This is a genomic window from Paenibacillus sp. FSL R5-0486, from assembly GCF_037975155.1.
In the GTDB taxonomy this organism is placed as follows: domain Bacteria; phylum Bacillota; class Bacilli; order Paenibacillales; family Paenibacillaceae; genus Paenibacillus; species Paenibacillus amylolyticus.
Genome location: NZ_CP150237.1, coordinates 1,269,199 through 1,291,560, shown reverse-complemented (window position 1 = coordinate 1,291,560; position 22,362 = coordinate 1,269,199). Strand labels below are relative to the sequence as shown.

The following is a 22,362-nucleotide window of genomic DNA, read 5'->3' as shown; positions in this document are numbered from 1 at the left end:
TTATTAATAAGGCAGCTTTTTATTTACACATATGTGTCACAGCAAAGTTTCCACATCCCAAGAATGAAAGCGAGGTATTCCCCATGGATAAAGAACAATTGATCACAGAAGTAGCTAAGGCTGGCGGTTTCTCCAAGAAGAATGCTGAAAAAGCTGTAACCGTTGTACTGGACTCGATTCTCGAAGCTCTCAAAGAAGGCAAAGAAGTTCAACTGGTCGGATTCGGGAAATTTGAAGTGCAGAAGCGTGAGGCAAGAACGGGAAGAAGCCGGAAAACAGGCAAAGAAATTCAACTACCTGCAGGTAAAGTTCCTGTATTCACAGCAGGCTTAAGCATGAAAGAAGCTTTAAATTAAACAACGCAACAACTTATTGAAAAGAGGTTTTTATTCAAACACACAATGATAATATGGATTTAAATGTCGTGTTTACTACCGTTGATGATATCATTAACTTTTATTCAGGCAAACAGACAAACTCGGATCATACAGAAAATCACACTCATTTGAAGCCCCCATCAACAAAGTCTGATTGTACCCTACGACCACCCACCCGTTAAATTAACATTTCATCTTGGACAACAAGAGGCCCTGATCCGCTCAAAACGGTCCAGGGCCTGATTTGCTTGGAAGCCGGCTCCGTCAGGAACCAGCTTATTTGTCTTTTAAGCACAATGCACATCCAGCCTATTTGCTGTTCAGAAGCTCGCGCAAGATCTGTAGATCATATGTAGAGACAAGACGTTCCAAATGCGTATCCAGCCATTCCTCATCCTGATCCCACCACTTCAATTCCAGCAGCAGTGCAATCGTCTCTTCGTCAAAACGCTTTTTAACAGTCTTGGCTGGATTACCACCAACAATCGTATAGGGTTCAATGTCCTTAACAACGGTTGAATTGGAGGCAACGATTGCCCCGTCTCCAATCGTGATACCAGGCATGATCGTTACATTTTGTCCAAGCCATACATCGTTCCCCAGTACCGTGTCACCCTTATATGGAAGTTGTTCCAGTGTAGGTGTCACACGCTCCCATCCTCCACCAAAAATGTTGAACGGATACGTGGTCATACCCTCCATCCGATGATTCGCGCCATTCATAATGAATGTCACACCTTCCGCAATTGCACAGAAATTGCCAATGACCAGGCGATCACCAATAAAGTCATAATGATGCTGTATCCGGTCATAGAATTGCTCTGGCGGATTTGTGTTGTCACTATAATACGTATAATCACCGATGTCCACGTTGGAACGCGGCGGCAGGTTTTGAATGTAACATACCGTACGAATATTCTCATTCGGGAAAAGTTTTGTTTTATCAGGGGCCATATGAAGTCCCTCCTTTTCCCTATTGTAACAGATATTAAATCTTAAACGGACTAAGTGAGGCCTGCAGCTCTGTCGACACATCAGACAAAATAGCCGCAGATGCCTTGATCTGCTCTACCGACTTGAGCTGTTCATGGACAGAATCGGCAGCCTGTTGTGAATAGGACGAACCTTTAGTGAATCTTAAATTAAGGATTCATAACAAAAAGTAGCCCATCAGGCTACATAAGTTGAACTATAAATGTTACACCTTATCACTCCGATTGCAGTATGGTGTAATATTGAGCTTCAACTTATATAGACGCCTGCCAGGCCACTTGTTCTGATTCTTTATAACTCGGTAACTGTAACACCTGCTGCTTTGTAGTAGTCCTCATTCATGTTGTTTAAAATGTTGGCCTTCATTAGAATGTTTACTCCGGCAAAGAGGCCGATTCCGTTTGCATTCCCTTCAATAAGGTTATTTTCAATCCACACATTCTCAGGGTCCCCTTCGCCGATATTGCCTGCTCCGGCATCACCTTTGTCGCGCTCAAGCCTCACACCCCAGTAACCGCTCGCCGTATTGTTACGAATTATATTGCCGCGAATCACCGTGCCCGGTCCGTTCAACACTTTGATCCCCGCTGCCTCTGCAATCACTTTAGTATTCTCGATGAGATTATCCTCAATTAGGGTATCGGGGGTACCCATGGTTACCGAAATACCAATTCGACTGTTCGTAATTGTGTTGTCATGAATGTAGTTCCCTTTGCCAGACTTGCTGTGGTTGCTGGGAGCCGAACCCCCGGTATTGCCGAGCCCAATCCCTGCGCCTGTCAATACGTCCGTAATGACATTGCCGGAGATTTCATTCAAATACTCCAGTTCACCATGAAGGTCGATGGCGTCCAACTTTGTTCCGTTAAACGTATTGCCACGTAACACGTTATTATGAGCCACAAACTGAATCAGTGCTCCATGTCTGAGATAGGGACCTTCAAATGTACTGTCCTCCACCACGTTCCATAATGTATCATTGTCAAATCCGAGCCGATCGGTCTTGGCCGTTCCCTGAATCGAAATGCCATAACCTGAACCTCCAGGGCCCAGATCTGTTGCATTGCGGAAGGTTGCATGCTTCACAACAACATCGCGGCTGTGCTCAATGCGGATCGCCATTCGTTTGAACTTCTCCACAATTACGCCGTCAATCGTAATGTCATACGATGGTGCCTCGCCATAATTGGCGATATGGATCATGCTATCCGGCCCTCCTGCGGAGGGGTTATTGGATTGATGATCGGTCGTGTAGCTGCCGGACCAGACTGAAGTTATGGTCATGTTGGATACGAGAATGCTATGCTGAGCCGATGCTTTCAGAACGGCACTTCCCGTCACCTGATTCAGCGATGTCTTGAGCACAGTTCCTTCACGGCTCTCACCTCTCAGATTCACTCCGGATTTGAGCATCAGATTGGTGCTCAAATCCGGCCCGGATAACAAATTGTACACTCCATCAGGTAAAAACACTTCATCCCCAACGTTGGCTTCGTCCATCGCAGCCTGTATAGCAGGGCGGTCATCACTCGTGTTGTCAGCAGGATCTGCTCCATAATCCCGTACATCAATTGTACGTCCGGTCACGGCATGTGGAGCATGGACAGCATGTGGTGTGCCATCTGTTTCCGTCAGACCTGGTGCGATAAAGGGCATCGTCCCTTCAGGTGGTTGGGGCACGATGTATGGAATCAGAGCCACAGGTGTCCCTCCCCCTGCAAAAGGGGCATACAGATGCACATCGCTCAGACTTGTGTAAATACTTCCATCGGAATTGCCACGTCCGGTGATTCGCACATAACGTGCAGAAGTGTCCGGGATATCAAACGCCTGCATTTCGGTTGTATCTCCACTGCTTTCGCCATTAAATATCTGGGTCCACTGCTCACCGTCAACAGACGATTCCATCTCAAAAGATGTCTTTCGGATATCCCCTTTGTAAAAACCAATCCCAACATAACCCACTGGCTGTACCTGCCCCAGATCAAATGTGATCCATTGCCCCTCTCCTGCAACAGACCAGCGTGTATAGCTGTTATTGTCGAGGGTATTGGTCGCCAGGTTGCCGTCGCTGCCACTTGCCGTGACGGAAGCCACAGGCAGGGATGATACCGGGCCGTCAAGGGTTTTCATTTCGGTTGATAAAGCACTGCTGACGTTGCCCGCTTCGTCAATCGCCCTCACTTGAAATGTATATGGTGTTTCCGCTTCAAGTCCGCTGTCCCGGAATGACTGCTTACCTTGTTCGCTCAGCAGAACTCCATCACGATAAATTCGGTAGGCAGATACAGCCGTATCGTCACTGGCAGCAGGCCATCTCAGTTCCGCAAAATCCGTTCCCCAGTTGCGAATCTCCAGTTCAGCTCCCTGCTCCCATTCTGGTGACTGCGCGTCACTGCCTTCTTCGATTAAAGCAATGACAGATAACTGCGGACGCGGATTGCTCGTTCCGTTGGCTTCCTTGGTATAGACGTTAACGGAAACACCTGTTGATCCCGCATCCGCGAGCAAAAATGCCACTTGCCCAACATCTGCACGTTCCTTCACATAATCGGTTACATCCACTTCATAAACTGCCGGACTTCCATTCCGATCTGCCGTGACCTGGAATGTGCCCAGCAGCGAAGCTTCGCTCAGACTTTGGACGGGAGCATTCGACCAGGTTAGTGATGATTCACTCCAGTCTGTGGCATCCAAACCGTAAAGGGACAACTCCGTATCGGTATTCGAAGTGCCTTTCTTCGCTGCAATCCGCAGTTGATAACGATCTCCTTCCGGCTCATTTCCGGTCATATCAAATTTGAGATATACATATTTCTTGGTGGAAGTAGTCGAAGAAATACTTAGTAATCCGGTGCTGGAACCTGTAGCCTGATTGAAATTCAGATCAGGCTTGCTGCTATCAATCGCCGCATCGTCGCTTGGCAGCTTGCTGGCGATGACCTTCTCCATCAACGGTCGTTCTTCTTCATCTACATAAGAAGTGTCTGCGGGATTTCTTTTGAAAATAATTGGCTCCGTAACGATCCGGTTCTTCACATGTTCATCCAAGAAGGCCCATGCCTCCGCATTGGCATTCTCGGAAGCTGTACCTGTAAATCCATGGCCCTGACCGGGTACAATCTTCACATCCACAATCGGCACACCCGCAGATTGAAGCTGCTCTGCAAAAGTAACACTGTCCGTGTATGGAATGGTGGCGTCAGCATCCCCGTGGCGAATCCAGAACGGTGGATCATCCGGTGAGGCATACGTGCCCGGCATCGCAAGTCTGGCCTGTTCCGGTACATCCAATGCGCGATGACCGCCAAGCAGAGCCGTGACCGAGCTATAGTTATTGGCAAATGTCGTCGTAAAATCAGCGGGTCCGTACCAGTCGGCAACCGCCTGCACTTTGTCCGAATACTCAGGCCAGCCGCCAGAACCTTCGAGATCCGGTACCTCTACCGTGACTCCTGTATCAAGCACGACGGGATCACCAGCGACCAGGTCCCCCGTGGTCCCAAGTAATGCGGCCAGGTGACCGCCCGCAGATGATCCCCAGACTCCGATACGACTTGGGTCCAGATTGTACTGGGCGGCATGGGCCCGCAAATATCGGATAGCAAGTTTGACATCCTGAATCTGGGCAGGGAAAGGCGCCTCAGGCGTGAGCCGGTAGTCCAGAGATACACCGATGTAACCACGTTTGAGTACATAATTGCATATGGAGTTCAATGCCTGCTTCCGATCCCCGTGATTCCACCCACCTCCGTGAATATAGATCATAACTGGCATCGGTTCAGTTGCCGCTGTCTCGGGAACGGCAATGGATGAATACATCGCCCGCCCACCAGCCATGCCAATCTCCACATCCTCGTATAAAGTCACTCCTAGCGGTGGCGTAAACTCAGTATTCTCTTCTCCAGGCGGCACTGGGAAAGGGGCAGGCGTTATTCCCGGAATGACCTGACCGTAAATGGCAACATTGTCGATATACATGTTGGCCTGCATGGTATCTCCTGTCCGAAATCGAATATTCACTGTACTGTTATTGTTCGCTTCGGAACCCAGCGTCCAGCTTTTTAAGGTATTGCCTTCCTTATTCTTCATGTCTGGAGTTCCTGGGGGAAGTTGAAACGTCTCCAACGTCGTCCAGGAAATTCCTCCATCCTTCGACCATTCAATAATCACGTTTCCGCTTATATAGGAGGAAGCTCTTGTGTAGTAGCTTAGCCGGATGTTTCCGTATCCGGTCAGATCAAGTGGCAGCGCGAGTGCATCGGTTCCATCTATCTTGACCATGTTGGGTTGGGATGGTGCGGTTGTTGAAGAAGACGTTTTGGCCTTGCTCCCGCCCGCACCGTCCTGACGCCATGGTGCCTTCAATGCAATTCCGCCCGTAGAGCCAAAATTGTCGGGATCATCAAAGTTTTCCGCGTAAATCTCCAGTTCGGGCCCCTCGGGTTCCGGGATATTTTCTTCCTGTGCAGCATGGATAACAGAATGAGGAATATCGTCTTCCATCGCCCGGACTTCATGCACAGGAATGGCGATACCGGTAATGAGTATGAAAGATATGGCAACAAGTACAGCCCGCTTCGTCCACGTTTTGAACAAGTCTTTCATTTGTATCCCTCCGTATTCAGCTGACTTGCCATTCCAATGACAGAACAACCTTCCGATCGCTGTGATCGTGTAAATGTATTGTTCAACTTATATAGTTAGCGACGCGGGGCTGACACTCCCTCACCCTTCTTAAATTTCTCCGTAGCTTCCTCGATGGCCTGATCGCCACCTTTGGATTTCCATTCCTCAACCACTTTCGGCCAATCGGAGATGGGCTCCTTACCGTAAACCATCTTGATCATGTGTGTGAGCAATACTTGAGGAGGTGTATCCGAATTGGGAGCAATCTCGGGATTCTGCACAAAGGCCTCCAACCGTGGATCAAAGTTGATGCCATCCCGGCCTTCTTTGGCTAAAATCGTATCGTAAATATTCATCAGTTTCCTGCCTTCTTCTGTCAGCGATAACGAGCCTTTATTGTACGTTGTGTCCTGAACAAACCATAAGAAAGACTGACGGTAACGCTCTTCATCCACGCCAGCGGAATCCGTTGGAGCGGTGTAAGAAATGACGCCATTATCCTCTGTGTAGGTTTCTCCTTCCGTGCCGTACGTGAAAAACTTCTCTGCTTCATCGGAAACCATCCAGTTAAAAAAACGGATAATGGAAGCCGGATCAGCCGCATCCTTATTGATAAAGTAGGCACGTGTCACCGGACCGTACAGATAATAACCACCTTTACCGTCCGGACCAACAGGGGAAGGGATAATTTCGATTTTGGCATCGGGAACCGACGCTTTAATCTGCTTCTCCCATTGAATCAGTTCGTTGGCGTTCATGGACCACATGCCCGCCTTACCGGAGAGAATTGTATTTTTGAATACCGTCGAATTGATGGTCGCAAACTCTTTGTTAATCAGCCCTTCTTCGTACATCGTCTTATAAACCGTCAGGGCTTGCTGCATATTTTCGTTATCCATGAACTTGGGTACAATCTGGTCGCCCTGCTGCTCCATCATGGACAGGAACTGCTGCACATCATAGGCACCAAAGAAGGTATCCGCATATTTGAAATCTTCACGCCCCATATATGGATTCTCCACGCCAAGCTTTTTAAAGGCACGTAGCACTTCCAATGTTTCCTCCACCGTGGTGGGCACAGGCAATCCCGTTTGATCCAGCAGATCCTTACGAATCCAGGTTGCCCGGCGGGATGGATTGGATAAATATTCGGGGATGGCATAGATCTGGCCGTCATGGGTGACCTGGTCCCAGGCTTCCTTCGGCACGGCTTTCAGCAAATCTTGCCCATACTGCTGCAACAGCTCATCCAGCGGCTGGAATACTCCGGCTTCGACCGAACCGGCCATCTCCTTGCCGTTGACGCCGCCATCACCCTGCACCACATCAGGAATATCATTGGTGGCAAACATTTGGACCATTTTCTGCTCATATTCCTTATGAGGCACGAGCACGATTTTCAGATCGCTATTGGTCAGTTCCTCCAGCTTTTTCACCCATTTATCCTGGTTGATGTCCGGTGACTTCTCCACATACGTATACGCCAGCGTTCGCAGTGACATGGAGAACCTTGTCTTGCCGTCTCCCCCATTCTCACCGGATTCCGCCCCGCTTCCCTTGCTGCATCCCGCCATGAAGGTTGCCGCCAGCAATAGCGCCATGCCTGTGACCATCCACTTTTTCATGCTACCCCTCTTTTCATCCTGATTTAGGTTTAGGTATCGCCTGTCGGTGAAGCGCTTTCATATAGATAGTAAAACATCCCCACCGCCTGCAACAATGGGGATGTTTTAGATGAGATTGCGTTTTCTTTAGGTCAGCATTTACTAGTACGTCTTGGATACCTCGATCTTCTTTGTTACACCGTTGTCGGTAAAATAGAGATGGATACCGTGATCCTGGTCATCGATGAAATAAGGGACATACTTCGGCTCCTCGATCTTATAGGGTACAAGCAGCGTTACAATTGTATGACTTGTGGCAGGCCGCGTTTCCGCACTCAGATGATAATGTCTGTCCAACCCTTCGTACTCTGCCGGGTCCACCTCTGCGAATTGATCCGTCTGGCTGAGCGTCAGCTCACCGGAGGAAGCATATACAAATGTCCCCTCAAGCCCCGCCTTAGTACCGTTCAGACGGAAGCTCTGCCCTTTCAGCTCTAGCGGGTGCAGTGCATGGAACAGCCATTGAACGCTGTCTGGTTTCTCCAAGTCAATATGGTCCACAATGACGAAATAGGATGATTGCAGAAAATGAATCTCTCGTACAACACGTTTCACATGGGGTACGCTGCTGGCATAGGCATCGGTCGCCAATGCGCGAACATAACCATCGCCATCCCGCCAATAGGCCTCTTCGATTTGTCCGGTTGCAGCCATATTCAGCACTTTATTGTTCTCGGCATACTGCCCTTCTCCGCCAATCAGCAAATTGTTTTTGGAGCGTGTCTGCCTGCGCCATTCCCGGTGGAAGGAGCTGCCGTGCGCGATATAATAGCCGGTATCCGCGGCGAGCGGCTCACCAAACGCATGCAAAGTGAAGCTGTTCTGATCCGCATGACTGTGGCTGATCGAGCCATAACGGCTTGACTTGAGAAGCAGCATGATATGCTCATCCGGATCATCCATCCGGTGATGCATGGCTACCCACCCTACATCACGGAACCACTTCAGCGGCTCGATGTCCACAGGCGACTCTTCCTCCACCTGCGGATAATCGTGGCGGTATACTAATTCGTCAAAGTTAAAGTCCCACCAACCGTAGTTATAAAAAGCTCCCTCGGTCCCCGGGTCTGATTGACGTACACGCTCAAAATACCACTGGTACCAGCGATTGCCTGTAACCCCAGCCAGTTGGCGCACAAGATAACCTGTTTTCAAGTTTACCGGATCACCCAGCGTAGACTGGTCCCCAAAGCTGGCGCGCCGTGCATCAGGCGGATAGACGTAGAACGGAAAATCCCCGGTACGCTGGAAGAATGGTCGACGGAAAAAGTCGATACCCGCATAGTTCCGTAGCAAATTCATCGCTTCGGTCACATAGGCCATGCCTGTTGTCCAATACATCGGGCCTTCGGCCCATCCCCCATCACTGCCTCCCCAAGGAGAGTACAGACAGGCATAATAATCGATTGCATAATCCAGCCACTCTACTGCCTGCTGCTCCTCATGCAACAAGGCCATACAGCAGGGCACAAGCACGGAAGACAATGAACGCACCGCATGGCTGTCATAGGGTACATGATGAATCTTCGAGCGGACCATCACATGCTGGGCTACCTGTTCTGTCCGCCGTAGCAAACTGCACCTTACCACTTCCTGCTCTTCACTGTTCAACTCATCATGCAACCAGTCATAACCCCAAGCGAGCGCAGCGGCAACCCGAAAGGCCGCCTCGTCATTATAATCGCGGGAGGTCGTTCCCTCCGTATCCCAAGCTGCCACATGCAAAAGCCAGGTTTTCGCCGCTTCAAGCAGCCGTTCGTCTCGAAGTACCCGTCCAGCGATACTCAGATGACGAATCGCATATAACACTTCCTGACAGTCAATGTACATTTGTCTCCAGAGTGCTGCGACACGTTTGTTCTCCGGGTACGGCTGCGGTTCGCGAATGGGCTCACGGTTGGCCCACGGCTCCACGGAATTTGCCATAAATGCATCCCAGCCGCAATACGCGGAATCGGACGCAACACCATCGGCAAGTGCATTCAGCCCACGCTCACCAAGCCACAGCCGTGGGTGAGACGTGTCTGTGGAAACGTACCGCTGCGCCCGGGAAGGTAGCGGTGTCTCGGGTAATCCCACTGGTACAGTGAACCGCCGCACCTCACTCCATGTCGACACTTCTCCTTGCTTCCCTTGCGAAGCATGCCCTTCGGCTTCACTCCCTTGCTTCGCCTGTGAGACGCCGTCCGCTTCGGATTCGCTCCCTTGCTGCACTGGATGATCTACAAGTAGCGCATATCGCCAATAATAATCCCCAGGTTCAAACACCCGGTCAGGCGTGAAAAAGTTATACGGGAGCGGCGCAAAGGTCATCGTCTCTTCTTCCTGAAAAGAAGGGCTCGCCGACACTTGCAGCAGATAGGCATTCTCATCCTCCTGTTGTGCCGCCATCCAGGTAAACCTTGGCGGATTCTCTGCCAGAACGGTATGCTCGTCAGGGGCATAGTCCACATGGAACGGCCCGCTGATGGGTTGGTACAACGATCTTTCTGCAAGCTTTCGCTTCACTTCCATCGTTTTGTCCCCTCCTTATCACAATGTTGTATCATCAACGCATATACATGCCGCCATTGATTTCAAGCGTCTCTCCAGTAATAAAAGAACCCAGGTCGGAACACAAGTACAACGCCGCTCCTGCGACATCATCGGGAGTCCCTTCCCGTCCAAGCGGGATGCTGCTTACCGCAGAAGATCGACCTTCTGCCGAGGTGAACGTAGCATGGAATGCCGTCTGTCCGATGAAGCCTGGGGAGAGCGCATTCACCGTAATCCCGCCAGGGGCAAGCTCTTTGGCGAGCCCTTTGGTTAACGCCATGACAGCCGCCTTGGATGCTGCGTAAATCGCTGCACCCGGCCCGCCTCCATTATGAGCCGCTACGGAGGTCAGATTGATAATTCGTCCGCCACCAGCCGCCTTCATGCCAGGAATGACTGCTTTGGAGACAAAGACGGCGCTCTTCAGATTGACATCCATAATCCGGCTGTACAGCTCCTCACTCATCGTTTCAATGGGGCTTCGCTCCACCAGATGTCCTGCGTTGTTAACCAACAGGTCAATTGGACCGCCGAAACGGAGTGTAATATCTTCAATCATCGCTCTGATGGCATCCGTATCCGTCACATCTGCCTGAAATGCCGCCGCTTCACCACCAGCATCCCGGATGGCAGTCACGACTTCCTCCGCCCGCTCCATATTATGCAGACCATTCACAGCAACCTTCGCCCCGCACCGAGCCAACGCTCCGGCAATAGCAGCGCCAATTCCTCCACTGGAACCTGTTACCAATGCAATTTTGTTCTGTAAATTGATATTCATGTTCTATCTTCCTCCTTGTTATTGGTTTCAATTAAATTCGCTTGCTGTGCTGGTCCGCCGGAAGGGCCATCGTAATGGTCGTTCCCATACCTTCCTCACTCTCCATCATCAAGCCGTATGTTTCTCCAAATACGAGCTGAATCCTGCGATGCACATTCATAAGTCCGATCCCGCCGCGATGATAAACATCATCGGTGTCTTCACCTGCCAGACGGTTCAGTTCCAGACGGCGACGCAGCTTCTCCAGACGTGCATTGCTCATGCCCATACCATTATCCTGAACGATGACAAGAAATCGATCATCCAGACGCCGAGCATCGATGCGGATAAAATGACCCGGTTCCATGCCCCGTGGAAACGCATGTTGCAGCACATTTTCCACCAGTGGCTGCAGGGTGAGACGAACCATTTTCTCCAACAACAGATCCGGTGCAATGATGACCTCAACTTCAAGCTCCCGATCCATGCGATGTTTCATGATGGAAAGGTAGGCCAGCACATGCTTCAGCTCATTGGCAACCGTAATTTCCTCCAGATTGGTCAGAATGGAATAACGGAGCATATGAGCCATCGATTCCACCATCTGCGTAATTTCTTCGGAATCCTGTACGACGGCATAACATTTGATCGTCTCCAGCGTGTTGTAGAGAAAATGCGGATTGATCTGCAACTGGAGCGCCTGAAATTCCGCACGGTGTCGTTCCAACGCTTCCTGCTGTAGCTCAATTTCCGACTTCTGGCGGCGCAGCTCCGACTCATATACACTCTCAATCATGTCCGACAAACGGCTGACCATCAGATTATAGCTGCGAATCAACACTCCGATCTCATCGCGCCTTTCCTTCATCTCCACCTTGTTCCAGATTCCCTTCTCCGTCTGTCTCATTCCGTTCATCAGCACACGAATGGGTTCTACTTGAGATGCTCCGATCCGGTAGGCCACCACAAGCGCAGCGAGCAAGGTCCCTGCACCAACCCATAATGTAGCTGAGCGGATCGTTGCAATCGGCCTTTGAAGCTCCGAGAGCGGCACGGAAGCAACAAAGCGCCAGCCCGAATAGGCAGATAGCTCCGATATAAACAGCCGTTTGGTGCCATCCGTGTTCTGTTCCAGTGACCCTGCCTCCATGTGCATAAGTCTGTCCACGGTGCTGGACGACATCACGGTCTGCGCCTCCTCGTCCCCAGGAGTGTAGATGACATTTCCGTTCTGATCCATCACATACTGATAGCCCCCTTGACCGAGATCGAGTTCTCCCCAGATGTTGTCAAGTTCCAGCACATTCACTTCCATCGCCAGCACTCCGTTTGGTGTATAGGAGGACACCCCCCTGATCCGGCGCGCAATCGTAATGACATTTGCATTCTGTCCACTGCGAATACTGCGGGTGAGCAAAGTCGATTCGCCATTCGCAGGTGTTGCAGCGAGCAACTCCTTATACTGCTGTGCAGCATCGATATCGGGTATGCCCGCTGAATTCTGGTTGTCATCGATGACAACCCGCCCGTTCTCCCCGATAACATACAGGAACTTGATCTGTGGATATAACATAAAAACAGGCGGGAACACGTTCCTTTTAATCTGACGGCTATACTCGTAATAGGCATAACTATCCTCCGAATTCATATCGAGAAAGTGCTTCACACTTCCATTTGAGAGGATGGAGTAGGTCGCGCGATCATAATTCTGCAAATACAGATCGGTCTGGTACGCCGTATTACGCATCGTTTGGGCGATGTTGTCCGCCAGCTGATCGTTCATCTCAGTTGAGGCATAGGTATAGGTAAACAAGCCAATAGCAGACAGGGACAACGTAATTACGATGGCAAAATGAAAGAACAGGCGGATCGACAGGCTACGCTTCATCATTCAATGCCCAACTTACTGCGATATTCGGACGGGGTCAGTCCGGTAATTTTCTTGAATGTCTTGGTAAAATGGGGATGATCCGCATACCCCACTTCGTAGGATATATCCGTAATCCGGTTGCCCGGCTGTTCCAGCATGCGTTTGGCCAGTTCCATTTTGCTGCGTATCCGGTATTGGATAAAGGTCTGACCTGTCGTCTGTTTAAACAGTTGGCTGAAGTAGGAAGAGTTCAGTCCAAGCTTGGAAGCAATCTCGTCCAGTGACACTTCCCGGCGCAAATGCTGCTCCAGATAAGCCTTTGCTTCTTCCACTGGATGCTTGCGCTTGCCACTACGCTTTTCCTTGATCGTCTTCATTAACGTGTGGATCTCGTTGCCCAGAGCCTCGAAGCACTCTCTTGAGGAAACGCTTACAATCATCTTACTGGACGTACTCATCGTTCCGTTGCCACGGGCGTTCATGCGGGCCACAATCAATTCCAGCAATTCCTGAAAAAGCTCCGCAGTCTGCTCAGGCATCAGGGCATATGCCGGATAACGATTCGACCATGCTGCGAGTAGCTCGGTCACATCGGATTGCCTTAACTCCCATATAGCCTCTTCCAGACGCATGGCCCAATCATTCAGCTCCCTCACGGGTACAAGGGATACCGTAGGTTTATCCTCTTCGGATGCCAGCAATTTGAGCAGAAGTTCATGAAGCTCCTGTCGTCCCACTGGCTTGAGCAGATATCGTTTTACCCCATAATCCATACAGGCTCTTGCATATTCAAAGTCTGAATAACCGGAGACAACAATAATGCGCATCGTACTGCCTTGCTTGGATAAACGTCGGCACAACTCAATGCCATCCATCGTTGGCATGCGAATATCCGTGAACAGGATGTGTGGTTGAAAGTCCTTCACCACCTGAAGGGCCTCTTCCCCATGCGCCGCCTGCCGGATCTCACAATCAAACAGTCCTGCTTGCTCAATCATCTTCGCCAGACCCATCCGAATCATCGGTTCATCGTCCGTAATCAAGATTCTGAACATCGCCATTCCCCCGTTTCCGTCAGATCTGTATGCTGCTTGTAGTTAAGATTTGACGGAGCCGACCATGATTCCTTTTACAAAATGCTTTTGCAGGAAAGGGTATATGATAATGATTGGCAAGGTGGCGATGATGATGGTTGCCATTTTGATGCCTTCCGGCGATGTATGTGCAAGGGTGCTATAGACGGCAGAACCCGGATCGACGGAAATATCGTCACTCTCAAACAACTTCTTGAGTGTGACCTGGATCGGCCACCAGGCGGGATCATTCAGATAATAAAGCGCGGTGGAATACGCATTCCAGTGGCCCACCGCATAGAAAATGCCGAGTGATGCCATGGCTGGTTTAGACAATGGAATAACGATACGCCAGATGATGCCAAACTCTCCACAGCCATCGATGCGGGCGGCATCGATCAGTTCACCCGGCAGCTGTGAGAAGAACGAACGCATGACGAAAAAGTTAAAGGCGTTAATCGCTCCTGGCACAATCAGCACCAGTGGATTGTTGACCAGATGCAGCTCCTTCATCAGGATAAAATTCGGAATGAGCGGCGCCGAGAATACGACGGTCACCAGGACAAACATGACAACAAGAGATCGCCCCTTGTACTCTGGACGGGACACGGGATACGCGAGTGATGCCGTTGCGGCGAGATTGACCAGCGTACCCACTAACGTTACCCCAACCGATACCGCAAAAGCCCGCCAGAAGGCAGCATCGCCGAATACATATTCGTAATTGATCCAGGTAAAAGCTACAGGCCAGAAGCTGACCTTTCCGCCCATGATCGCTTCCGAGCTGCTAAGTGATTGGGCCAGTACATTAATGAAAGGCAGAATCATCGTTAACGAGAGCAGCGTAAGAAAAACGAGATTTCCAATGCGAAATATACGGTAACGGACACTGGGGGTACGCATCCATCTCGCCTCCTAATACAGGCTTTCGCCGGTTGTTTTTTTGCTAAAGAAGTTACCGAGTAGAATAAGCATCAAGCCCACGACCGACTTGAACAACCCGATGGCTGTTGTATAGCTGTATTGCTGTGAGAGAAGCCCGGCTTTGTAGATGTACGTATCGAGAATCTCGCCAGATTCCAGATTGAGCGGATTCAGGAATACAAACACACGCTCAAAGCCCAGATCAAGGAACTTCCCGATGTGCAGCAGCAACAAAATCATAATCGTTGGCAGCAAGGATGGCAGGGTAATCGACCATATTTGCTTCAAACGTCCAGCTCCGTCCACCTCTGCCGCCTCATACAGATCGGGATTGATGCCCGCAATGGCAGCCAGGAAAATAATCGTGCCGTACCCGGAGTCGCGCCAGATCCCGGAACCGATCAGAATGGAACGAATGTACGAGTCTTCTCCAAGGAAGTAGATCGGTTGCATGCCCAGAAATCCAAGTGCCTTGTTGACCACCCCGGCATCCATCGAGAAAATACCCATGAAGATACCGCTAATGACGACCCAGGACAGAAAGTGAGGCATGTATACAATCGTTTGCAGCAAACGCTTAAACACAATCATCCGCACTTCATTCAGCAGAATCGCCAGTAAGATCGGTACCGGGAATGCAATCACGAGATCATATAGTCCAAGCAGAAGTGTGTTATTAAGGATTCTTAAAAAATCATAATGGCTGAACATCTTCTGGAAATGCTCCAGACCTACCCAATCACTTCCGGTGATGCCTTTGAAAATGTTGTAGTTCTGAAAGGCAATCACTGAACCGAATAAAGGTACATATTTGAAGAGGAAAAAATACAGGATACCCGGTAAGGAGAGCAGATATAGTATCCGGTATCGCCACAGATAACGTCCCGCATCTCCGAGCCGAACGCCCAGACTAGACGAGTGAAGTCCGGTTGCACCCCGGCTTGGTGGCACGACATCTGCCGGCTTCACGTCTTCTCCCCTCCCTGCTTGTGTGATTGCGTGCTTCTCAAGTTATCAGGAACGTTCTCGTCCCATGGGATCTCATTAAATTCGATGGAAATGTAATCCGGCTCACGGTCGATAATACGCGAGAGCTCGCGTGTGAACACCTCCACTATCTCCTGCTTTTGCTCATCCGTCCTGCCTTCATACAGCCTGATCGTAATTTCTGGCATCCGATTTAAGCTCCCTTCATTACGTGATGTAAACGCTTTAACAACTTCATCTTAGCGTTCCTGCGAAAGGGTAACAATGGACTGTCTTTTCGTTCACTTGTGTTTTCTTTAGGTCATGACAAGTAAGCCCAAAAAGCCCCCTTACGAATGGGGGCCTCTTGGAACATAATATTTTTGGGATATATAGTAATTAATTTCATCTATCTCACTAGAACCTTGCATTAACAAACGTAATAATAAAGATCGAAAATGAAAACACGCCCACAGAACCAGTACCTTAGAACCATTTTTACTCTAAAAGCTAATATTAATATGACTTTATAACGATATAATCTACGAGTAACTTACCTGGGGGTCCTATAAGTGAAGTAGAACTTGAAACAATGCAAAAAGCACACTGAAGCATGAGAAAATGTCACGTAACCACAGCAAAAATCAGAATTATAGAAGTTGCACGATAACAATTTTCCACTAAATATTCATTAGATTACATAGCGTATAGCATCCCATCCAGGTATAGTGCATTTTCACAATCGTAGAAGGAGTGAACCATCTTGTTTAATAAGCTTCGCTGGAGTACCATGCCTTTCTTCATCAAAAATTTGGTGATTTCATTCGGCAGCATCATGTTGATCGGTGTAATCCTGATTACTGCCGCGTATCAATTGCAAAAAAATATCTTGGTTGAACAGTTGCACGACCAAGCTACCGTCATCACCCAGAAATGGTATGATGATCTCGACACTGCCAAAGTGGCAGAAGCGGCTAAGGAAAAAAGCTACTCCGGTCCTGTACAGCTGGAAATGAAAACTTATCTCGATTCCATCCATGAATTCTATCCAAACATCGCGCAAGCGTACATTTTTGGTTCAGAACTTGAGCAAGGAAACGGAACGTCCATCATCGCGATTCCAACGAACCTGTTGGAACCATTCGAGGAAGGTAATCTGCCCGCAGGTGCCATGTACCCGCTGCCTCAGAATAACGTCGTAGTGCTGGAACAGATGAAAAAGGACGGAAAACCTGCCTTCAGTGATTTCTACACGGATGAGTACGGGACTTGGACCACTCTGATCTATCCGATTAATAACGCAGATGGCTCCATGTATGCTGCTCTTTACTTCGATGTAGATGCAAGTGCCGTTCCAAAAGGCCTGAACAAACTGCTTACGTACGGTTTGATGTTCCTGATCGGTTTCCTGATCCTGTTCATGGTGTTGCAATTCATTTTGCTGAAAAGAACGTTGCTTCCGATCCGCAATCTGATGAAAGGTATCGAAGAAGTCAGCACGGGTAATCTGGACGTAACCATCGATACCGGACGAGATGATCTGGGTATCATCAACGAGAAGTTTAATGCGATGATCCATCGCTTCAATACAACCATCTATAAAGTACAGAATGCTTCACATCACCTCTCGGAATCTTCCAAACAACTACTGGGCATTTCCGAGAAAAATAATGTTAACATTCAATCCATCAGCACCAATATTCGAGAAATATCTACTGGACTGGTGTCACAAGACAAAGCCACTGTGGAGAACGCACGTGCCATGACAGAGATGTCAACGGTAGTGCAGACGATCGCCAGTAGCTCAGCCGATGTGGCAGATGAAGCACTCAGCATGGAGCAGCGCTCCAGCACAGGTAATGTGGTGATGCAACAAGTCATTGAGCAGATGCGCCTGATCTCCGGTGCGGTGCAAAATACGTCAAATTCGATTCAGTCTTTGGAAAACAACTCGAACCAGATTAGCAACATTGTTAACGTGATTACGGAGATTGCTGGACAAACCAACTTGCTTGCACTTAACGCTTCAATCGAGGCAGCCCGCGCAGGTGAAGAAGGAAGAGGTTTTGCGGTGGTTGCAGGTGAGGTACGTAATCTGGCAGAGCAATCGCAGGAATCAGCTAAGCAAATTCGACAGTTGATTGAAGAAATTCAACGGGATATCATGCAGTCTTCCGAGGCGATGCAGTTGGGTTCCAAGGAAGTCACCAAAGGCTTGGAAGTTACCCAAGAGACTGGTGTATTCTTCGAGAATATTCTGACTGCTACGAATAAAGTTGCAAACCAGATTCAGGATATCTCCAGTTCTACTGAAGAAATCTCGGCAAGCACACAGGAAATGTCTGCCACGGCCGATGAACTGTCTGCCAATGTGAGCAAGGCAGCAAGCAGCAGTAAACAAATTGAGCAGTCAATTGATGAGCAGGAAGCCTCCATGGCAGCCATTGTGAGTGCCTCCGATGAGCTCTCGGTTGTATCCGAGCAACTGCAAGAACTGATCTCATTCTTTAAAGTACGTGCAGAATAGATTTAATAGGATATAGATAACAAAAATACGACACAGTAAAAAAACCAAGGCTCATGAGTGACTACACTCAAAGCCTTGGTTTTTTTGTTGTTACCAGGGTAGGCTCTATACCTTCCCGGTATCATTTAACAGACAGTATTTCTTCTGCATTTATAATTGTTGGAATCTGGCTCTTAGAGTTTGGACGCAGGGCAAGAGTTGAAATTTTCATTTTCTATAAATTCAATTTATTTTTATTTATGGAAATAATAATATATTTTAAAACTTTACTATGATATAGTTACTCTACATTTAGCAAATAAAACCAGAAAAGAGGATATCATGAAAAAGACATTTTTGCTCAGTTTAGCTATGTTCCTACTACTTCTCCCTTTTTCCTCAACAACATTTGCGTTCCAAGAAAGACTTACGGTTTCTGAGAACATGACCTTTACAACAAGGTTATTATCAGACAATTCTAGATATTTATTCAATTTCAATGTGCAAGGTGACGTTGAGTTGAGAAATGTTAAGAAAAAAACTTTGATTTGGAGCACCAATCTCAAGGAACGCAGAGTTGTTATGCTTGTTATAGATCAATATAACGGAAGACTGAAATTGACGGACTATAGCAATACTCCCTACTGGACATCCGACAATCAGGCATGGGCCAATGCGTGGTATGGCCCGGGAAATGTACCTGAAAATCTTGTGGGCGACTTGCTAATCATGCAAAATGATGGAAATCTAGTTCTCTATAATACAAAGAATATAGCTAAAGGATGGTATCCTGTCTGGGCTACTAACACAGGTGGAGGAATACACGATTAATCCATCCTATTTGACCCGTGAACATTAAAGATAACAAGACATCTAACATATCTGTATGTCCACCAAGGCATGTGTGATGACCAATAATATGGTTATCACACATGCCTTTTATTTTTAACAATTTATTTTGAGAAATAATCCCCTACCCTCTTAATTCGCCTACCATCCCCATCCATACCATGACTAAGATCACATCCACCTTCCCTGTTCAAATGCTACAGTTGTTAACGACCAACTGACCATAATAGTTTAACGGTCATTAAAGGATTTACCTTACCATTAGCCTTTCAACCTACAAGGAGGTGTATATGTGATGAAAACGATAGATCGAAGGCAACAGGTGATGGATTCTGCCGAGAAATCCTTTGCCCTGTTTGGCTACAAGGCCACAACGATGGAGCAGGTTGCGAGACTTGCCAATGTGGGCAAGGGAACGATCTATACTTTTTTCGAAAATAAAGAAGAACTGTTCAGCGAGATTCTGCGCTCGATCATTGCGGATATGAGACAGATTACAGAGCAGACGGTGAAGGAAGAGAACTCCTTTCTGGATAACGTGCATATGAGTATGGATTCTTTGCTGGAGTACCGGGAGGAACATGAGCTGTTAATCAAGCTTTTTCAGGAGGTCAACGAGTTCGGCACGCCGCAGGCCAAGGAAGGTTTGCAGAAAGTGGAGACAGCCATTCTCGAATATGTGGAGCGTCAAGTGAGCCGTGCCATGGAATTAGAGCAGATTCGCAGAGATGATCCCAAGCTGGTTTCTTTTGTCCTGCTGAAGCTGTATGTCACCTTAACCTCGGATTGGAACAAAGCGCATCCTACGTTGCACAAGGATCAGATCAAGGATTTTGTGGGCCATTTTCTCCAGAATGGCTTATCCCCCATCTAGAGAAAGGTATGCCACTAGATTCAACACATAATTAGAGATAGAACACACGGATTAGCGTAAGGATAGGGAGAGAACATGATGAAATCATTCCACGTATTTGGGCAGGATCTGAAGTCCGCCTTCAAAAAACCAAAAGTATTTATTCCGATTCTCGTTGTACTGTTCATTCCTGTATTGTATAGCGGTCTGTTCCTGAACGCATTTTGGGACCCCTATGGCAAAATGAATGAGTTACCTGTAGCCGTGGTCAACACGGATCAGGGTGCAGTCTACAATGACAAATCACTTGAGGTCGGTCAGAATCTGGTCGCTGAATTGAAAAAAAGTGATGATTTCAATTGGCAATTCGTGACTCGTGAACAAGCAGAACAAGGTATGCAAGACAACACGTATTATATGACGATTGTGATTCCGGAGGACTTTTCCACCAAAGCAACAACCCTGATGGATGAGCACCCCGAGCCGGCAGATCTGATCTACGAACCCAATGAAGGATACAACTTTCTCGCGGGTCAGATTGGCGGCACGGCGGTCAAACAAATTCGCTCCAAAGTCGCTACCAAAGTCACAGAATCGTATACCGAAACGCTATTGGATCAGGTCGAAAAAATCTCTGGCGGTTTGGCGGATGCCGGGGATGGAGCAGGTCAGATCCGTGATGGCGCGATCAAGCTGGATGAGGGTGCTGCTACATTAAAAGAGAACCTGTCCAAACTGGCCGCAGGAACCGATAAGCTCGAAACGGGCGTAGTTACATTAAAAGAAGGTACGTCCACTCTCGCCCAAGGCACAGGTGATCTTCATACTGGCGCAAGCGCCCTGTCCAGTGGGCTGTCCCAATTGGCGGCGGCAGGCACGAAGCTTGGTAACGGTGCATTGCAGGCTGCAGTGGGTGGCAAACAGTTACAGGCAGGGATTCAATCCGCTCAAGAAGGTGCAGCTAAGCTGGATGCAGGACTGGCAGCTTCTGAGGAAGGAAGTGCAAAGCTGACTGCTGGGCTACAAAGTTCTGTTGAGGGCAGTGGCAAAGTAAGCGAAGGTGCTAAGGCCGTTGCGCAAGGTCTTGCTCAATTGGCCGAAGCGAGTCCCGAGCTTACCGCAAGTCCAGCTGTGCAGCAACTCCTGGCAGCAAGTCAGGCAGTTGCCGCTGGCAGCGAACAAGTGTATCAGGGCGGGCAGCAATTGGTCGCTGGCAGTCAAAACCTGCATGCTGCACAGCAACAACTGCATCAAGGCAGCAGCCAGTTGGTACAGGGTGAACAACAACTGGTACAAGGAGCCACGCAATTATCTGCCGGACAAGAAAAGCTTGCGACTGGTCTACAACAGTTCAATTCCAAATTATCCGAAGCAACCGCTGGAGGAGCCAAACTTGCGGATGGTTCAGGTCAATTGAATGCTGGTGCAGGCAAGTTGGTTGCGGGTGTAAGCCAGCTTACAGACGGAATCTCAACCCTTGCAGATGGCTCACATGAGCTGGATGAAGGTGCTGGTCAGTTAAAAGAAGGTACCCTTAAGCTAACAGACGGCTCTGGCGAACTTGCCACCAAGTTGAATGAAGCGGCTGAGCAGACGGGTAGTGTAAAAAAGACCGATGAACTGGTAACCATGTATGCAGAGCCTGTTCAGGTCGATGAGCATAAATATAATGAGGTACCCAACTATGGTACAGGATTCTCGCCATACTTCCTGTCACTTGGGCTCTTTGTCGGCGCATTGATTGCCACATTGGTAGTGCCAACACGCGGCAGCACGGTTAGTGAGGCAAGTGGCTGGAATCGTTTTGTGAGTAAAACGCTGGCTTTCACACTCATGAGTGCAGTGCAGTCCCTGCTTGCTTCATGGCTGGTCTTGTACGGCTTGGGTCTGGATGTTCAGAGCGTTCCATTATTCCTCTTGTTCAGCTTTGTTACCAGTCTAAGCTTCATGTACATCATTCAGGCACTGGTGACTTGGCTGGAGAATCCGGGACGATTCCTCGCGATTCTGATGCTGATCTTCCAGCTCACCACCAGCGCAGGTACCTTCCCGCTCGAACTGATTCCAAATTGGCTGAAAGTGTTTAATCCATGGCTGCCTATGACCTATTCGGTAACAGGTTATAAAGCAGTTATCTCAAGTGGACAGTTCGGTGTAACCTGGGATCAGATTGGTATTCTGTGCATCTTCGCCGTGATTGGTCTTGGAGGAACCTTAACGTATTTCCTGATGCATCACACCACGGAGAACGAAAACGTCAGCAGTGAAGTCGCACTTCACCTGTAAATTCGTAAATTAAAAAGCAAAGGCATGTACCTAAGGCCCACCCTCTTCTAGATAACAAGAGGTGTGAGCTAAGGTAC

General features: G+C 48.7%; 15 protein-coding genes. 5 read left to right on the top strand and 10 right to left on the bottom strand.

Translation table 11 applies throughout. From position 1 onward, the window contains the following. Nucleotides 1-83 precede the first annotated feature (83 nt). The gene (locus MKY01_RS05695; RefSeq protein WP_036606368.1) at nucleotides 84-356 is read left to right on the top strand and encodes an HU family DNA-binding protein; all 273 of its coding nucleotides are present in this window, start codon (nucleotides 84-86) and stop codon (nucleotides 354-356) included. A 330-nt stretch (nucleotides 357-686) separates the two neighbouring features. On the opposite strand, the gene MKY01_RS05690 is transcribed toward MKY01_RS05695, so the two are convergent. The 10 genes from MKY01_RS05690 to MKY01_RS05645 all read right to left on the bottom strand — a co-directional run bounded on the left by MKY01_RS05690 (nucleotide 687) and on the right by MKY01_RS05645 (nucleotide 16,000). Further along, nucleotides 687-1,331 carry a Vat family streptogramin A O-acetyltransferase gene (locus MKY01_RS05690; protein ID WP_017690335.1) on the bottom strand — a complete coding sequence of 215 codons (645 nt, stop codon included), beginning with the start codon at nucleotides 1,329-1,331 and terminating at the stop codon, nucleotides 687-689. A gap of 330 nt (nucleotides 1,332-1,661) precedes the next feature. Continuing rightward, a complete protein-coding gene (locus MKY01_RS05685) occupies nucleotides 1,662-5,978 on the bottom strand; it encodes an alpha/beta hydrolase fold domain-containing protein (protein WP_339285802.1) in 4,317 nt (1,438 codons plus the stop codon). 95 nt (nucleotides 5,979-6,073) lie between these two features. Further along, nucleotides 6,074-7,624 carry an extracellular solute-binding protein gene (locus MKY01_RS05680; protein ID WP_307414754.1) on the bottom strand — a complete coding sequence of 517 codons (1,551 nt, stop codon included), beginning with the start codon at nucleotides 7,622-7,624 and terminating at the stop codon, nucleotides 6,074-6,076. A 141-nt stretch (nucleotides 7,625-7,765) separates the two neighbouring features. Further along, a complete protein-coding gene (locus MKY01_RS05675) occupies nucleotides 7,766-10,177 on the bottom strand; it encodes a DUF4962 domain-containing protein (protein WP_339285800.1) in 2,412 nt (803 codons plus the stop codon). 34 nt (nucleotides 10,178-10,211) lie between these two features. Further along, complete coding sequence (locus MKY01_RS05670; RefSeq protein WP_339285798.1) at nucleotides 10,212-10,979, bottom strand: glucose 1-dehydrogenase; 768 nt, start codon at nucleotides 10,977-10,979, stop codon at nucleotides 10,212-10,214. A gap of 31 nt (nucleotides 10,980-11,010) precedes the next feature. After that, nucleotides 11,011-12,849, bottom strand: a complete 1,839-nt coding sequence (locus MKY01_RS05665) for a histidine kinase (protein WP_339285796.1) — start codon at nucleotides 12,847-12,849, stop codon at nucleotides 11,011-11,013. Beyond that, the gene (locus tag MKY01_RS05660) at nucleotides 12,846-13,883 is read right to left on the bottom strand and encodes a response regulator (protein WP_339285794.1); all 1,038 of its coding nucleotides are present in this window, start codon (nucleotides 13,881-13,883) and stop codon (nucleotides 12,846-12,848) included. The genes MKY01_RS05665 and MKY01_RS05660 overlap by 4 nt, the downstream gene beginning before the upstream one ends. Before the next feature lie 42 nt (nucleotides 13,884-13,925). After that, the gene (locus tag MKY01_RS05655) at nucleotides 13,926-14,804 is read right to left on the bottom strand and encodes a carbohydrate ABC transporter permease (RefSeq protein WP_074093756.1); all 879 of its coding nucleotides are present in this window, start codon (nucleotides 14,802-14,804) and stop codon (nucleotides 13,926-13,928) included. Nucleotides 14,805-14,816: 12 nt separating this feature from the next. Continuing rightward, entirely contained in the window at nucleotides 14,817-15,734 is a 918-nt protein-coding gene (locus MKY01_RS05650) for an ABC transporter permease subunit (RefSeq protein WP_197997778.1), read from the bottom strand. Between the two features lie 56 nt (nucleotides 15,735-15,790). Beyond that, nucleotides 15,791-16,000, bottom strand: a complete 210-nt coding sequence (locus tag MKY01_RS05645) for a tautomerase family protein (RefSeq protein WP_100528580.1) — start codon at nucleotides 15,998-16,000, stop codon at nucleotides 15,791-15,793. A gap of 581 nt (nucleotides 16,001-16,581) precedes the next feature. Here MKY01_RS05645 and MKY01_RS05640 point away from each other — a divergent pair. The 4 genes from MKY01_RS05640 (at nucleotide 16,582) to MKY01_RS05625 (ending at nucleotide 22,285) form a co-directional block, all read left to right on the top strand. After that, a complete protein-coding gene (locus MKY01_RS05640) occupies nucleotides 16,582-18,318 on the top strand; it encodes a HAMP domain-containing methyl-accepting chemotaxis protein (protein ID WP_036606543.1) in 1,737 nt (578 codons plus the stop codon). Between the two features lie 321 nt (nucleotides 18,319-18,639). After that, nucleotides 18,640-19,128 (top strand): hypothetical protein, encoded by a 489-nt coding sequence (locus MKY01_RS05635; protein WP_076319415.1) that lies wholly within the window; start codon nucleotides 18,640-18,642, stop codon nucleotides 19,126-19,128. Nucleotides 19,129-19,441: 313 nt separating this feature from the next. Then, nucleotides 19,442-20,020, top strand: coding sequence for a TetR/AcrR family transcriptional regulator (locus tag MKY01_RS05630; RefSeq protein ID WP_339287096.1), 579 nt, complete (start codon nucleotides 19,442-19,444; stop codon nucleotides 20,018-20,020). Nucleotides 20,021-20,098: 78 nt separating this feature from the next. After that, nucleotides 20,099-22,285 carry a YhgE/Pip domain-containing protein gene (locus MKY01_RS05625; protein WP_339287094.1) on the top strand — a complete coding sequence of 729 codons (2,187 nt, stop codon included), beginning with the start codon at nucleotides 20,099-20,101 and terminating at the stop codon, nucleotides 22,283-22,285. Nucleotides 22,286-22,362 lie beyond the last annotated feature (77 nt).

Coding starts and splice junctions, on each gene's coding strand:
- MKY01_RS05675 (WP_339285800.1), bottom strand. CDS start 10,177: ATGGAAGTGAAGCGAAAGCTTGCAGAAAGATCGTTGTACCAACCCATC.
- MKY01_RS05660 (WP_339285794.1), bottom strand. CDS start 13,883: ATGTTCAGAATCTTGATTACGGACGATGAACCGATGATTCGGATGGGT.
- MKY01_RS05630 (WP_339287096.1), top strand. CDS start 19,442: ATGAAAACGATAGATCGAAGGCAACAGGTGATGGATTCTGCCGAGAAA.
- MKY01_RS05670 (WP_339285798.1), bottom strand. CDS start 10,979: ATGAATATCAATTTACAGAACAAAATTGCATTGGTAACAGGTTCCAGT.
- MKY01_RS05635 (WP_076319415.1), top strand. CDS start 18,640: ATGAAAAAGACATTTTTGCTCAGTTTAGCTATGTTCCTACTACTTCTC.
- MKY01_RS05640 (WP_036606543.1), top strand. CDS start 16,582: ATGCCTTTCTTCATCAAAAATTTGGTGATTTCATTCGGCAGCATCATG.
- MKY01_RS05680 (WP_307414754.1), bottom strand. CDS start 7,624: ATGAAAAAGTGGATGGTCACAGGCATGGCGCTATTGCTGGCGGCAACC.
- MKY01_RS05645 (WP_100528580.1), bottom strand. CDS start 16,000: ATGCCAGAAATTACGATCAGGCTGTATGAAGGCAGGACGGATGAGCAA.
- MKY01_RS05625 (WP_339287094.1), top strand. CDS start 20,099: ATGAAATCATTCCACGTATTTGGGCAGGATCTGAAGTCCGCCTTCAAA.
- MKY01_RS05655 (WP_074093756.1), bottom strand. CDS start 14,804: ATGCGTACCCCCAGTGTCCGTTACCGTATATTTCGCATTGGAAATCTC.
- MKY01_RS05685 (WP_339285802.1), bottom strand. CDS start 5,978: ATGAAAGACTTGTTCAAAACGTGGACGAAGCGGGCTGTACTTGTTGCC.
- MKY01_RS05665 (WP_339285796.1), bottom strand. CDS start 12,849: ATGATGAAGCGTAGCCTGTCGATCCGCCTGTTCTTTCATTTTGCCATC.
- MKY01_RS05695 (WP_036606368.1), top strand. CDS start 84: ATGGATAAAGAACAATTGATCACAGAAGTAGCTAAGGCTGGCGGTTTC.
- MKY01_RS05690 (WP_017690335.1), bottom strand. CDS start 1,331: ATGGCCCCTGATAAAACAAAACTTTTCCCGAATGAGAATATTCGTACG.